Annotated in this window: 12 protein-coding genes; 1 reads left to right on the plus strand and 11 read right to left on the minus strand. The window is 68.7% G+C overall.

Going from position 1 to position 14,147, the window contains the following annotated elements:
- Positions 1–47: 47 nt before the first annotated feature.
- The 4 genes from H9L17_RS05765 to H9L17_RS05780 form a co-directional block, all read right to left on the minus strand.
- Positions 48–3,050 (minus strand): TonB-dependent receptor, encoded by a 3,003-nt coding sequence (locus tag H9L17_RS05765; RefSeq protein WP_187571386.1) that lies wholly within the window; start codon positions 3,048–3,050, stop codon positions 48–50.
- Positions 3,051–3,128: 78 nt separating this feature from the next.
- Positions 3,129–3,470, minus strand: coding sequence for a transposase (locus H9L17_RS05770; RefSeq protein WP_187571387.1), 342 nt, complete (start codon positions 3,468–3,470; stop codon positions 3,129–3,131).
- A complete protein-coding gene (locus H9L17_RS05775; protein ID WP_187571388.1) occupies positions 3,467–4,240 on the minus strand; it encodes a helix-turn-helix transcriptional regulator in 774 nt (257 codons plus the stop codon). The genes H9L17_RS05770 and H9L17_RS05775 overlap by 4 nt, the downstream gene beginning before the upstream one ends.
- A gap of 207 nt (positions 4,241–4,447) precedes the next feature.
- On the minus strand, positions 4,448–6,661 hold the full coding sequence (locus tag H9L17_RS05780; protein WP_187571389.1) for a winged helix-turn-helix domain-containing protein: 2,214 nt from the start codon (positions 6,659–6,661) through the stop codon (positions 4,448–4,450).
- Positions 6,662–6,832: 171 nt separating this feature from the next.
- On the opposite strand from H9L17_RS05780, the gene H9L17_RS05785 reads away from it, so the two are divergent.
- Positions 6,833–7,726: a DUF2785 domain-containing protein gene (locus tag H9L17_RS05785; protein WP_187571390.1), complete on the plus strand. Its 894-nt coding sequence runs from the start codon at positions 6,833–6,835 to the stop codon at positions 7,724–7,726.
- A gap of 3 nt (positions 7,727–7,729) precedes the next feature.
- Here the strand turns inward: H9L17_RS05785 and H9L17_RS05790 are convergent, their stop codons facing one another.
- From H9L17_RS05790 to H9L17_RS05820, 7 genes are all read right to left on the minus strand, one after another.
- Complete coding sequence (locus H9L17_RS05790) at positions 7,730–8,410, minus strand: ion channel (protein WP_187571867.1); 681 nt, start codon at positions 8,408–8,410, stop codon at positions 7,730–7,732.
- A 34-nt stretch (positions 8,411–8,444) separates the two neighbouring features.
- Positions 8,445–9,026 (minus strand): DUF4136 domain-containing protein, encoded by a 582-nt coding sequence (locus tag H9L17_RS05795; protein ID WP_187571391.1) that lies wholly within the window; start codon positions 9,024–9,026, stop codon positions 8,445–8,447.
- A gap of 134 nt (positions 9,027–9,160) precedes the next feature.
- A complete protein-coding gene (locus H9L17_RS05800) occupies positions 9,161–9,586 on the minus strand; it encodes a F0F1 ATP synthase subunit epsilon (RefSeq protein ID WP_187571392.1) in 426 nt (141 codons plus the stop codon).
- 32 nt (positions 9,587–9,618) lie between these two features.
- Entirely contained in the window at positions 9,619–11,025 is a 1,407-nt protein-coding gene (gene atpD / locus H9L17_RS05805) for a F0F1 ATP synthase subunit beta (protein WP_187571393.1), read from the minus strand.
- A 40-nt stretch (positions 11,026–11,065) separates the two neighbouring features.
- Positions 11,066–11,929, minus strand: coding sequence for a F0F1 ATP synthase subunit gamma (gene atpG / locus H9L17_RS05810; protein WP_187571394.1), 864 nt, complete (start codon positions 11,927–11,929; stop codon positions 11,066–11,068).
- Between the two features lie 99 nt (positions 11,930–12,028).
- The gene (gene atpA / locus H9L17_RS05815; protein WP_187571395.1) at positions 12,029–13,579 is read right to left on the minus strand and encodes a F0F1 ATP synthase subunit alpha; all 1,551 of its coding nucleotides are present in this window, start codon (positions 13,577–13,579) and stop codon (positions 12,029–12,031) included.
- A 46-nt stretch (positions 13,580–13,625) separates the two neighbouring features.
- Positions 13,626–14,147: a F0F1 ATP synthase subunit delta gene (locus H9L17_RS05820; RefSeq protein WP_187571396.1), complete on the minus strand. Its 522-nt coding sequence runs from the start codon at positions 14,145–14,147 to the stop codon at positions 13,626–13,628.

Below are 14,147 nucleotides of genomic sequence, written 5' to 3' on the forward strand. Positions count from 1 at the left end.
GGCAACAATGCCGGCGGTTTTTCGTTACGGAGCGTCGAACGGTTCGGTCAGAAGTCGTACTGCACCGAGAACGTCACCGTGCGCGGCGCGACGAAGCCGCGCGGATGCAGGTAGGTCGAGAGCGGCGCGCCGGCGGTGCCGTCGTCGCGCGCGTCCTGCACCCGGTAGTAGTCCTTGCTGTCCAACGCGTTGCGGACGGCCACGCTCAGCCTCAGGCCCGGCGCCCACTTCGGCTCGTAGCCCAGCCGCAAATCCAGCTCGTGCGCCCAACCGACCCGGCCCGCCGTGCCGCGCGGCTTCAGATATGACGCATAGTCACCGCCGCCGGTTTCCGGATCGTAGTACCCGCAATAGAACGATTCCGCGCCGTAGTTGCCCGCGGTCGGATTCGGACCGCTGTCCGGGTACACGCCGAAGCAGTTGTAGGGACGCCCGCTCTGGACCAGCAGGCTGGCGCCGAGCGTCCATTCCTCGGCCAGCTTGTAGGCGCCGAACACCTTCAGGCTGTGGCGGCGGTCGTTCGGCAGGTAGCCGTAGCCGCCGTCCATCAGGCCGGGGAAGTCGAACGACGTGGTGATGCCGGCGTCGTCCTGGCCGTTGTCGGAACGCACGTAGCCCTCGGTGTTGCCGACGCTCCTGGCCCAGGTGTAGGAGGCCTGCATCGACCACTTCTCGTCCCAGGAACGCTCGACGAACACTTCCAGCGCGCTGTACTTGCGCTTGGCCATCGGATAGCCCATCGCCGACGCCGGCACGTCCACGCGCACCAGCTTGCCGTCGCCCTTCAGGTCGGCGTTGATCGACAGGTCGTTGCCGGGGTTGGTCAGGAAGCAGTGGCCGATGGCGTCGCGGATCGCCTCCGCCTCGTCCGGCGTGTAGCCGTTGGCGACCGCCCATTTCTGTGCGCCGGTGCCGTCGCACACGTCGTCCATGCCCGACTTGAGGTTGCGGTGGATGCCGCGCAGGCCGAGCGACCATTTCTCGCTGAGCGCCAGCTGCATGCCCAGGATGTATTCGTCCTGGTACATCGGGGTCAGCTCGTTGTCCACCACGGCCTTCGGGTCGGGCACGTCGCCGTCGCCGGTGTAGAAGCGGTCGCCGATCTTCGTGCCCAGGGTCGGCGCGCCGGTCGCCGGGTCGATGCCGGTGAAGGTGTAGTACTCGATGTAGTCCAGCTCCGAGCCGGCCAGGCGGACGTTGGTGTTCGCGTACACCGGGATGTAGTAGCGGCCGGCGTTGCCGAACACCTTCAGGCTGGAGTCGCCGCGCACGTCCCAGGAGAAGCCGAGCCGCGGCGCCCAGGTGTTCTTGACGTCGATGAAGGCGCCACCCAGCGAATTGAGGTTGGTGAACGATTCGTTGCGGATGCCGAGGTAGGCGAGGAAGTTGTCGGTGACGCTCCAGTTGTCCTCGATGTACCAGGCGCTGTTCCTGGTCACGAAGCTGCCGCCGTTCTCGAAGTAGCGCAGGCGCACGACCTCGGTGATGCCGCCCGGCACCACCGCGCCGTTGCCGGGCAGCACCTGGCCGGCGATGACGTTGGAATAGCGCCAGTAGACGCCGCCGGGGGTTTCCGGCTCGTAGTCGGTGCCGGTGTACACGGAGCCGTCCACCGTCGAGAACTCCTCGCGGTCCAGGCCGAAGCGGATCAGGTGGTCGCCGAGCGCCCACTCGCCGTCGAAGCGCCACGCCTTGCGCACGTCGCCGGCATTGGCGTCGGCCACCTGCCCGGTGCCGATCCAGCAACCCTGCACGCCCAGCGGGCCGACCGCGGCCGAACTGCGCGCATCCACCACCAGCGGGCACTTGGCCGAATTGGTGTCGGTGGCCCCGCGCGAATATTCGCCGCGCCCGTACAGCGCCGACAGGGTGAGGTTGTCGGTGATGTAGCCGTTCCAGCGCAGGACGTAGTTCTCGCCGCCGGTCTTCGCATAGCTGCGTCCGTTTTCGGTGCCGCCGCCCAGGCCCAGGTCGCCCGCCGTGCGCAGGTAGGTCACGGTGTCGGTTTCCAGCGTGTCGCGGAATGCGGTCAGCTCCAGGCTGTGGTCGTCGCTGATCTGCCAGTCGAGCTTCACCAGGCCCTGCGGCGAATCTTCCTTGATCATGCCGCTGCCGCCCTCGAAGATCTGGCCCTCGTCGTTCTTCTGACCCTGGTACAGGGCGAACACGAACAGCCTGTCCTTCACCAGCGGACCGCTCGCGTACAGGTTGTAGCGCAGCTCGTCGCGCTTGCCGCCCTCCTCGACCGTATAGCTGCCGTCGCGCTGCGGGTCATAGGCGAAGCGCAGGCCGCTGGCCAGCGAATCGGGGCTCCAGTAGACGTTGCCGCCGAATTTCCATTCGTTGGTGCCGCGCTTGGTGATCATGTTGATCACGCCGCCCAGCGAGCGCCCGAACTCCGCGCCGTAGCCGCCGGTCTTGACCTGCTGCTCGGCCAGCGCCTCGAACGGGATCTGGCTGAAGGCCAGGCCCTTGACGATGTTGGTGACGTTGAAGCCGTTGACGTAATAGACGTTCTCGGCCACCGACGCGCCGCCGAACGAGGCCAGGTTGCCGAAGCGGTTGTCGCCGCGCACCGTGCCCGGCGCCAGCAGCGCCACGCTGGTGGCGTCGCGCCCCACCGGCAGGCGGTCGATCTGCGCTTCGGTCATGATCGTGGCGGATTCGACCGAGGACACGTCGATCGGGTTCACCACGCCGCTGCCGACCACGGTCACCGCGTCCAGCGTGGTGGCGTCGCCGGCGAAATCGACGCCGGTGGCGGTACCGACGTTGACCGTCACGCTGCGCGCCGCGCCGCCGTTGCGGCTCAGCTGGTACTGGCCGGTCGGCAACTGGGCGAAGCGGTAGCTGCCGTCGCCGCCCACGGTGATCGTGCGGCTGAAGCCGGTCGCCGGATTGCTGATGGTGAGGGTGTCGCCCGCGACGGCGCGGCCGGTCACCGCACCTGCGGTGTTGGTCTGCGCCTGCGCGCCGGCAGCGAAGCAAAGGGCTACGGCGAGGGCGAGCGCCTTGCGGCGCTGCCGGTTGGAACGGGTGTTGATCGTCACTTCGGTTCTCCAGCGTGATGGTGGCGGTGAACCCGAAACCGCGGCGATGCGGCTTCAGGATTTCTTAACGATTCGATGCTAGGTGCGGCCCATACCGGTCCGCTTTGCCGGACTTGGCGGTATGCGCGATGCCGCGGACGGGTGCGCATCGCGCGCGCCGTTCGCTCGGCGCAACCAGGCCACTAGGCTGCCGGCCTCGCGCACGGGTTCCGTTTCCGCACGCGGCGGCGCCGGCAGCAGTCCGGCGGAGCGCTGGTGGGCGCGCGACGCGAATTCGCGGTAGCGACGCACCCAGAAGAACAGCGAACCTTCGCTGACGCCCAGCTCCGCGGCCACGTCGCAGACGCGGCAGCCGTCCTCGACCACGCGGCGCACCGCTTCGACCTTGCGCGAAGCGGAATAGCGGAAGCACCGGTTCATCGCACGCTCCACGCGCATGCGGCGGCCGCGCCGCCCGCATCGCCGCCGCGCGCATGGCGCAGGCGATAGTCGGACGCGGTAGTGCCGAAGCGCGCGCGGAACGCGCGCGCGAAGCTGCACGGGTTGTCGAAACCGCAGGCGGCCGACACCTCGGTGATCGGCATGGCCGTGGTCGCCAACAGCCGGCGCGCGCGCTCCAGCCGCATCCGAGCCGAAAACTGCAACGGCCCGATCCCGTACAGCGCCTGGAACAGCTTGCTGAAATACCAGGGCGAGAAATGGATGCGCTGCGCCAGCTCGCCGATCCGCAGCCCGCCATCCACTTGTCCCTCCAGGCACAGCCGCGCGCGCTGCATGCGCAACAGCACCTGCCGCTTGCGGCGCTCGGAATGGCCGGGACAGCGCCCGATCCGATCGGCCAGATCGGCCTGCAGCGCGGCCAGAAACGCAGGCACCTCATCCGGGGCGTCGAGCGTGGCGGCGCCGTCGAAGGCCCCGCACGAGCGCCAGATCCGCAGCGCCTGCCCGCGCGCGCGCGGCGGCATCCGGCCGCGCGCCGGAAACAGCAGTCCCGACTCCACGGCCACGCCCGGCGCCACGCCGACGCCCAGCAGCAACGTGCCAATGCGGCCCAGCGCGCGGGGCGCGGAGTCGCCGGCCAGCGAGATCCAGTCGCCGGGGCCGAGGACGAACTCTCCCTCGCGCGCCGACACATCGACCTGTCCGCGCAGCACCAGCCAGAGCACGGCGGCATGTCCCGCCGCATCCATCGAAACGGCGCCTGACGCGGCGGACAGATGCAGCCGGTTACCGGCGCCGGGCGTCGGAACGCACGGGCGGTTCCGCCCGGCGAAGGAAGGAATGGGAGGCACGGCCGGCTCCTGCGAAAGGGTCGGCCGCCATCACTGCGGCGAGCGGTTCGGAACGTCAGGAAATCCCGGCGAAAACCGCCCGAAATTTTTCCGAACCCTATGGAATCAAAGGGTTGCCGAAGCCAAGTCCTTCAATGCGTCGAGATCCATCAGGCCGATATCGCTGTTTTCCTGCCCGGCGGTCATGCCCGCGTACAGCCATTTCCCGTCGCGCGACACCATCAGCGCCTGCGTCGGCACCCCGCGCCGGTCGGGGTCGAGGCAGCCGGGCGCGGCCTGCTCGCCGGGGCCGAGCCAATGCCAGTCCGCCAGGCATGCGGGCGCGGCCGTGCGCAGCGCGAACGGCCGCCCGGCCAGCACGCCCCAGCGGCGCAGCCAGTAGCCGGTCGGCCTGCGGTCATCCACCGACACGGGCGAGCGCAGATCCGGCCCGGCCCGCCACAGTCCCGGCTGCCCGACGCGCACGAAGTACACGTTCCCGCTGTCGCGGTCGAAGCGCGCCTCGCCCACGTCGTCCAGCGTCGCCATCATCCGCATCGGCGCCGTCCCCACCACGATCCACAGCGACAGCCTGCCGGCGCCCCTGTCCACCACCAGCAACAAACGGTCGTCCGGCAGGTACTGGGCGAAATACGGCGTCGCATCCGCGACCGCCAGCACCCGCGACCGGCCGCTGGCGGCATCGACCTCGTACAGCCGCGGCCGATGCACGCCGTCCGCATCGGCCTCATCGCCGATCACCAGCAGGCGCCGGCTGTCATCCGACCATTGCGCGGGATGCCGGGCCACCGGCGTGATGCCTTCGATCATGCGCAGGTGTTCGGGTTGGTCGGGCTCGCCCAGCCACAGCCGCGCCTCGCGGCTGCGGTCGGAGAGGAAGGCCAGCAAGCGTCCGTCCGGCGAGGGCGACGGCAGCATGTCGTCGCCGGTCGAAGCGAACAGCGGCTCGGCGCGAACGCCCGCGCGCAACGGCAGCGGGTAGCGGAACATCGCGACGCGCGCGTCGTCGACAGCGAACACCATCGCGCCGCGCCGCGCCGCCACGTCCAGTCCGCTCGCCGGGAACCGCCCCAAAGCCCGCGTGAGGCCGCTGGCCAACTCGTGCCGGAACAGCTGCGGCGGATTGCCGAGGAAGCCGAACAGCAGCGCACGTCCGTCCGGCGTCCAGTCCCAGCCGGTGATGTTGCCCTGCAGGCGCGTGAGCCGCGTCGGCGCCCCGCCCGCCGCCGGCATCGCCCACAGGTCCGAATGGCTGAGGCCGCGACGGAATCCCAGCCGCGTGCCGTCCGGCGAGAAGCGCGGGTCGAAATCCACGCTGCCGGCGTCGGCCGGATACGCCATCGGCCGCCATTGCCCGCTGTCCAGGCGCAGCACCGACAGGCGTGCGGATGCGCCGCCTTCGGGCTTCAATCCCGCCACGATGCCCGTACCGTCGGGCAGCCAGTCGTAGCGGCCGTTGAGGCGGTCGCAGCGCCCCACCGCGCGGGTCGCGCCGCCGCTGGCCGGCATCAGCAGCAGTTCGCAGCCGCCGGTGTCGTCGATGCGGGCGAACATCAGCTGGCGTCCATCGGGCGACCAGCGCGGCAGGTGGTCGGAATGACCGGCCGGAGGCGCCGTCAGCTGGCGCGGCGGGGTCGGCTGCGCGGTCTGCACGAAAATCGCCGGCGCATCTTCCGGAGCACCCGGCGGCATCGCGTACGCCACCAGCGCGCCGTCCGGCGACAGCGCGGGCTGCGTTTCCGGGCCGGGGCGCGCCGTCAGCAATGTGTAGGGCAGATCGGTCGTCGGCGCATCGGCAGCGGCCTTCTCCGGCGGCGATGCCTGCGGCTTGCGCCAGTGCAGCGTTCCCCATGCCAGTGCCGCTGCCGTGGCCAAGCCCAGCAGCGCCACCATCCATCCGCGGCGACGGTCGCCCATCGTTCCGGCGGGAAGCGGGGCTTTCGGCATCGGCACCTCGGCGCCCCTCGACCATTCGACATCCGCCAGCAGGCGATAGCCCGCCTTCGGAATCGTCTCGACATAGGCCGGCGCATCGCGGTCGTCGCCCAGCGCCTTGCGCAGCAGGGTGACGGCCTGCGTCACCACATCGTCGGTCGGCATGGTGCCCGCCCAGACCGAGTGCAGCAGGGCATCGCGGCTCACCACCTGCCCCGCGTGCTCGGCCAGCAGCACCAGCACCGCCATCGACTTCACGGTGACGCGCGTTTTCGCACCATCGGCGCGCACGATCTCGCGCAGCGGCACGTCCACCGTGCACGCACCGACCCGCAGGCGATTCGCCGGCAGCGCATCGGTCGGGCCCGGTCGGTTGGGAGGCATGGCTTCTGTACTGCGCGCCGGAGGAACCGGAATCATAAGTGCGGCCGTCATGCCCTTGGCAAGCACGCGGCGCATCGCGGGCAGTTCCGGAGCATTCCGACAAACCGGGAAAAACGCTCCGACGCTCCGCTGGCATAGGCTGTCCGCCCACTCATCTTCGCCCTGCCCGCCATGTCCTTCAGGATTCGCGCTTTGTTCCTGCTGCTCGCAATGCTGGCGACGCTTCCGGCGCATGCGCGCTGCGCGCTCTCCACCGACGCGCACGATTCCCTGAAGCGCTGGAAAGCCGCCGGCTTCGACGTCGCCGACGCTGTGGGACGCAACGCTCGCGCGCTGGCGTTGGTGGATTGCCTGGGCGACGCCGATCCGTTCCTGCGCGACGGCATCGCCTTCGAGGCGCTTTCGAGCTGGATGCGCGGCGGCCTCCTCGACGATGCGTCGCTGCTTGCGATCGAACCCCGGCTGCTGGCACAGCTCGATGGCGAAGACGGCGACGGCTTCCGCAAGCCGTTCGCGGCGCTGGTGCTGTCGGAAGTCGCGCGCACCGACCGCATCCGCCCGTGGATGACGCAGGAGCAGCGCACGCGGTTGGTCGATGCCGCGGCGGCCTATCTGCGCTCGGTGCGCGACTACCGCGGCTATGTCGATGGCGAAGGCTGGCGGCACGGCGTCGCGCACGGCGCCGACTGGGCGATGCAGCTGGCGCTCAACGAAGCGCTGCAACCGGCGCAGGTGTCGGCGCTGCTCGATGCCGTCGGCAGCCAGTCGATGCCTGCCGACGATCGGGCCTATGCCTTCGGCGAACCCGCCCGGCTCGCGCGCGCGGCCGTCTATCTAATCGCGCGCGGCGATCTCGAACAGACGGCAGTTGCGGCATGGCTGAACCGGCTGGTCTCTACACTCGGAACGCGGCCGGAAACCGATCCGCAGGCGGCATGGTGGACGCGGCGCGCGAACCTGGAGAACTTCCTCAATGCGCTGGGCAGCGCCACCGCAGTCAGCGCCAATCCGGCCCTGTCCGCGCTGGCCGGCGACATCCGCAAGACGCTGGCCGCCCTGCCCTGACGCTTACCCGCGCGCGTCGCCGCGCACGATGGTCAGGCCGATCAGCCGCGACACCACCGCGGCGATGTAGCCCACGCCGGCGAACTGCTCCAGCATGGTCAGTACCTTGGCCGGCGCGGTCAGCGGCAGCGTGTCGCCCAGGCCGGTCGCCGACAGGTTGCTGAAGCTGTAGAACAGCAGATCGAGCCAGCGGCGCTGCCGCTCCGGTTCGATGCCGGAGAAGCTGCCGGGGAACCAGGCTTGGCAGACGAAATAGGCGTAGGCGAAGCCCCAGGCCAGCAAAGTGAAGGTCGCACCGGCGGCGAACAGTTCGTCGGAGGTGACCTTGTGGTCGCGCAGCATGTAGGCGATCAATCCGCCTGCGGCGTAGAAGTACAGCGCCGCCTCCAGCATCGCGGACACCGGCAGCAACGCGGCGTGCTCGAACAGCACGCCGAACACCGTCAGCACCATCGCCGGGATCGCCAGCAGCCAGCCGATCCAGCTCATCAGCGGACTGCGCATCACCACCCACAGCGCCAGCGGCACCACCACCAGCGCGACCGCGCCGAACAGCAGGCGCCCGCCGCTGCCGTCGTTCATCAGCGGATAGAGCAGCAGGCTCAGCAACTGCGCCGCGAGCAGGAACGCGGACGGATGCCGCTTGACGATCACCCGCCAGCGGCGCGCGCGCCAGGATCCCATCTCCATGGATTTCCCCCGCCGCCGGCGTCCCCGGTTACGGCGTGGCCCGGTACGGATACTTGACGAAGATGGCGGTGATGGCCTGGTCGATGCCGGCCATGCGCTTCTCCGCCGGCGTGTTCTTGCCCGCCACCGGCGCGCTGGCCGCGCCCGTCCACACCATGCGGTTGCGCTTGCCGTCGACCAGATCCACGGTCAGCGTGCCCTCGCGGTAGCGGCTCACCTGGGTTTCGTCGTACCACACCGGCACCGCGACGTAGCTGCGGCGGCGGTAGCTGTAGAACCACTGCACGTCGCTGCGCGGCACGCTCCAGACGGCGGTCTTGTCTTCCACCACGCCCTGGAAGTTGACCAGCAGGTCGGCGCCTTCGGCGGCGTAGCGGTAGCCGCGCGCTTCCATTTCGCGCTGCACGTCGGCACGGATGCGCTCGGAGATCCAGCTGGAATAGCCGGACTGCTCCATCGCGATCGGCTTGTAGAAGCCCCAGGTGCGGTACTGGCCGAAGTCGGCGGTGGGATCGGAATCGGTGCGCACCGTCGGACCGGTCGCGCAGGCGGAAAGCCCCAGCGTGGCGGCGGCCAGCAGGGCGCAGGCAAGGATTCGGATGGAACGCATGGTGGCTCTCCCGGCGGGACGTCTTGGAGGATGATCGCACCGGCGTGAATACGGCGCATGAACGGCGGCCGGCGCCGCAAAAACGGAAGCCCCGCAGTGCGGGGCTTCGCGTCGACCAACCGGATCGGGCCCGGTCAGTGGCGCAGGTTCTTGCGCAGGCGCTCCAGCGCCTGCAGCTGCGCGGTGACTTCGGCCAGACGCTTCTGCGCCTCGGCGATCTCCATCGCCTCGCCGCGGTGGGCGATGATCCGCTCGGCCTCGTCCTTGGCGGCACGTACGGCGGCTTCGTCGATCTCGTCGGCGCGGACCGCGGTGTCGGCCAGCACGGTCACCACCGTCGGCTGCACCTCGAGGATGCCGCCGGAGATGGCGAAGTCCAGCTTCTCGCCGCCCGGCAGGGTGACGACGACCTTGCCCGGCTTCAGGCGGGTGATCAGCGGCGCGTGCTTGGGCGCGATGCCCAGCTCGCCGAGTTCGCCCGTGGCCACGACCAGCTCGGCGTCGCCGTGGAAGATCTCGGCTTCGGCGCTGACGATGTCGCAACGGATGGTGGATGCCATCGTGATTCCTCAGGTTACGGGAAGCGGGCGGATCAGGCCGCCAGCTTCTTCGCCTTCTCGACGGCTTCTTCGATCGAGCCGACCATGTAGAACGCCTGCTCCGGCAGGTGATCGTAGTCGCCGTCGCAGATGCCCTTGAAGCCGCGGATGGTTTCCTTCAGCGGCACGTACTTGCCCGGCGAGCCAGTGAACACTTCCGCCACGTGGAACGGCTGGCTGAAGAAGCGCTCGATCTTGCGCGCGCGGGCCACGGCCAGCTTGTCCTCTTCCGACAGTTCGTCCATGCCCAGGATCGCGATGATGTCCTTCAGCTCCTTGTACTTCTGGAGCGTGGACTGCACGCGGCGCGCGGTTTCGTAGTGTTCGTTGCCGATCACGTTCGGGTCGAGCTGGCGCGAGGTCGAGTCCAGCGGATCGACCGCCGGGTAGATGCCCAGCGAGGCGATGTTGCGGCTCAACACCACGGTCGCGTCCAAGTGCGCGAAGGTGGTGGCCGGCGACGGGTCGGTCAGGTCGTCCGCGGGCACGTACACGGCCTGAATCGAGGTGATCGAACCGGTCTTGGTCGAGGTGATGCGCTCCTGCAGCACGCCCATTTCCTCGGCCAGGGTCGGCTGGTAGCCCACCGCCGACGGCATGCGGCCCAGCAGCGCCGACACTTCGGTACCGGCCAGCGTGTAGCGGTAGATGTTGTCCACGAACAGCAGCACGTCGCGGCCTTCGTCGCGGAAGTACTCGGCCATGGTCAGGCCGGTCAACGCGACGCGCAGGCGGTTGCCCGGCGGCTCGTTCATCTGGCCGTACACCATCGCCACCTTGGACTTGGCGTGCTCCTGCACGTTGACGACGCCCGACTCCTGCATCTCGTGGTAGAAGTCGTTGCCCTCGCGGGTGCGCTCGCCCACGCCGGCGAACACGGACAGGCCGCTGTGCTCGGTGGCGATGTTGTTGATGAGCTCCATCATGTTGACGGTCTTGCCCACGCCGGCGCCGCCGAACAGGCCGACCTTGCCGCCCTTGGCGAACGGGCACATCAGGTCGATCACCTTGATGCCGGTTTCCAGCAGCTCGGTGGTGGAAGCCTGATCTTCGTACGACGGCGCAGCGCGGTGAATTTCCCACGTGGTGTCGGCGGCGACCGGGCCGGCCTCGTCGATCGGGTTGCCCAGCACGTCCATGATGCGGCCCAGCGTGCCGATGCCGACCGGCACCGAGATGGCGCGGCCGGTGTTGTCGGCGATCAGGCCGCGCTTCAGGCCGTCGGTCGAGCCCAGCGCGATGCAGCGCACCACGCCGTCGCCCAGCTGCTGCTGCACTTCCAGCGTGATGGCGGTGTTCTGCACCTTCAGCGCGTCGTACACCCTCGGCACGCTCTCGCGCGGGAATTCGACGTCGACGACCGCGCCGATGATCTGTACGACCTTGCCCTGGTTGCTCATGGTTGTTTCCTCGAAAACTCTTGAATGCTGCTTCGTTGTGTCAAACCGCCGCGGCGCCGCCGACGATTTCCGAAATCTCTTGCGTGATCGCCGCCTGCCGCGCCTTGTTGTAGACGAGGTTCAGCGTGCCGATCAGCTTGGTCGCGTTGTCGCTGGCGGCCTTCATCGCCACCATGCGCGCGGCGTGCTCGGAGGCGACGTTCTCCATCACCGCCTGGTACACCAGCGACTCGATGTAGCGGGTCAGCACGTGCTCCAGCACGGATTCCGCGTCCGGCTCGTAGATGTAGTCCCACTCGTGCTTGGCCATCTGCGTTTCCGCCGCCGGCAGTGGCAGCAGCTGGTCGAAGGTGGCCTTCTGGGTCATGGTGTTCACGAAGTCGTTGTACGACAGGAACACCTTGTCCACCTTGCCTTCGGTGTAGGCGTCCAGCATGACCTTGATGACGCCGATCAGCTGTTCCAGCTTGGGCGCGTCACCCAGGTGGGTGACCGAGGCCAGCATGCCGACCTTGACGCGGCGGAAGAACACCGACGCCTTCTGGCCGATGGTGACGACATCGACCTCGATGCCCTGTTCCTGCAAGGCGCGGAACTCGACCAGCAGCTTGCGGAACATGTTGTTGTTCAGCCCGCCGGCGAGGCCGCGGTCCGACGACACCACGACGTAGCCGACGCGCTTCACGTTCTCGCGCTGCACCAGGTACGGGTGGCGGTAGTCGGTATTGGCCTGCGCCAAATGGCCGATCAGCTGCTTCATCGCGCGCGCGTACGGGCGCGACGCCTTCATCCGATCCTGCGCCTTGCGGATCTTGGAGGCCGAGACCATTTCGAGCGCGCGCGTCACCTTGCGGGTGTTCTGCACGCTCTTGATCTTCGTCTTGATTTCGCGTCCGCCTGCCATCTCTTTTCTCTTTGCTCGTCATTCCCACGAAGGCGGGAATCCAGCGTCTTGATGTTCAACGTCCATGGACTCCCGCTTGCGCGGGAGTGACGGAATGACTTACCAGCTACCGGTGGTCTTGAAGTCCTCGATGCCCTTCTTGAACGCGGCTTCGATTTCGTCGTTCCAGTTGCCGGTGGCCGCCACGTCGCCCATCAGGCTGCCTGCGGTGTTGGCGAAGTGGGCCTGCAGGCCGGCTTCGAACGCCAGCACCTTGCCGACCGGCACGTCGTCCAGATAGCCCTTGTCCACCGCGTAGATCGACAGCGCCTGCTCGGCGACCGACATCGGTGCGTACTGCTTCTGCTTCATCAGCTCGGTCACGCGCTGACCGCGCTCCAGCTGCTTGCGGGTGGCGTCGTCCAGGTCGGAAGCGAACTGCGCGAACGCGGCCAGCTCGCGGTACTGCGCCAGCGCGATGCGGATGCCGCCGGACAGCTTCTTCATGATCTTGGTCTGCGCCGCGCCGCCCACGCGCGACACCGAGATGCCGGCGTTCACGGCCGGGCGGATGCCGGCGTTGAACAGGTCGGTTTCGAGGAAGATCTGGCCGTCGGTGATCGAGATCACGTTGGTCGGCACGAACGCGGACACGTCGCCGGCCTGCGTTTCGATGATCGGCAGCGCGGTCAGCGAACCGGTCTTGCCCTTGACGGCACCGTTGGTGAACTTCTCCACGTACTCCTCGGACACGCGCGCGGCGCGCTCCAGCAGGCGGCTGTGCAGGTAGAACACGTCGCCCGGGTAGGCTTCGCGGCCCGGCGGGCGGCGCAGCAGCAGCGAGATCTGGCGGTAGGCCACGGCCTGCTTGGACAGGTCGTCGTACACGATCAGCGCGTCTTCGCCGCGGTCGCGGAAGTATTCGCCCATCGCGCAGCCGGAGTAGGCGCTGATGTACTGCATCGCGGCCGACTCGGAGGCCGAGGCGGCGACGACCGTGGTGTACGCCATCGCGCCGTATTCCTCGAGCTTGCGCACGATGTTGGCGATGGTCGAGTTCTTCTGGCCGATCGCCACGTAGATGCAGCGGATGCCGGAGGACTTCTGGTTGATGATGGCGTCGATGGCCAGCGCGGTCTTGCCGGTCTGGCGGTCGCCGATGACCAGCTCGCGCTGACCGCGGCCGATCGGGATCATCGAGTCGACCGACTTGTAGCCGGTCTGCACCGGCTGATCGACCGACTTGCGCCAGATCACGCCGGGAGCAATCGTTTCCACCGGCGAGGTGGTCTTGGCGTCGATCGGGCCCTTGCCGTCGATCGGCTCGCCCAGCGCGTTGACCACGCGGCCCAGCAGCTCGGGGCCGGTCGGCACCGACAGGATCTGGCCGGTGGTCTTGGCCACGTCGCCTTCGCGCAGGTGCTCGTAGTCGCCCAGCACCACCGCGCCCACGGAGTCGCGTTCGAGGTTCAGCGCCAGCGCCGTGGTGCCGCCCGGCAGTTCGATCATTTCGCCCTGCATCACGTCGGCCAGGCCGTGGATGCGCACGATGCCGTCGGACACCGAGGTCACGGTGCCTTCGTTGCGGGCTTCGGCGGAAAGCGCGACCTTCTCGATGCGGGTCTTGATCAGTTCGCTGATTTCGGACGGGTTGAGCGTGGTGGTGGCCATCTTGGTTTCCTTGGTGCCGGCGTTGCCGCCCGCGTATGCAAATGAATTAGTGCGACAGCGCCGTCTGCAGGCGCGCCAGCTTGCCCTTGATCGAGCCGTCGATGACGATGTCGCCGGCGTCGATCAGCGCGCCGCCGATCAGGCTCTCGTCGATCGCGGTCTCGACCTCGACGTCGCGACCGAAGCGCTTGCGCAGCGCGGCCTTGATCGTCTCCAGCTCGCCGTCCGCCAGCGTCGCGGCGGACGTGACCTTTACGCGCACCACGCGCTCGGCCTCGAAGCGCAGCTCGTCGAACAGGCCGGCGACTTCCGGCAGCAGCGCCAGGCGGCGGTTGTCGAACAGCAGGCCGAGCAGGTTGCGGAACGTCTCGTCCGCGCCTTCCGGCGCGAGCAGCGCGACCACGTCGGCGCGGGTCAGCTTCGGGTTGTCCAGCAGCACGGCGGCCTGCGGCTCGGCCGCGGCGCGGGCGGCGAAGCCCAGCGCGGCCGACCACGCCGGCAGCGCGCCGGCCTCGCGCGCCACCGAGAAGGCGGCGCGGGCGTAGGGACGGGCGAGGGTCAGGCTCAT

Source organism: Thermomonas brevis (assembly GCF_014395425.1).
Classification (GTDB): Bacteria; Pseudomonadota; Gammaproteobacteria; order Xanthomonadales; family Xanthomonadaceae; genus Thermomonas; species Thermomonas brevis.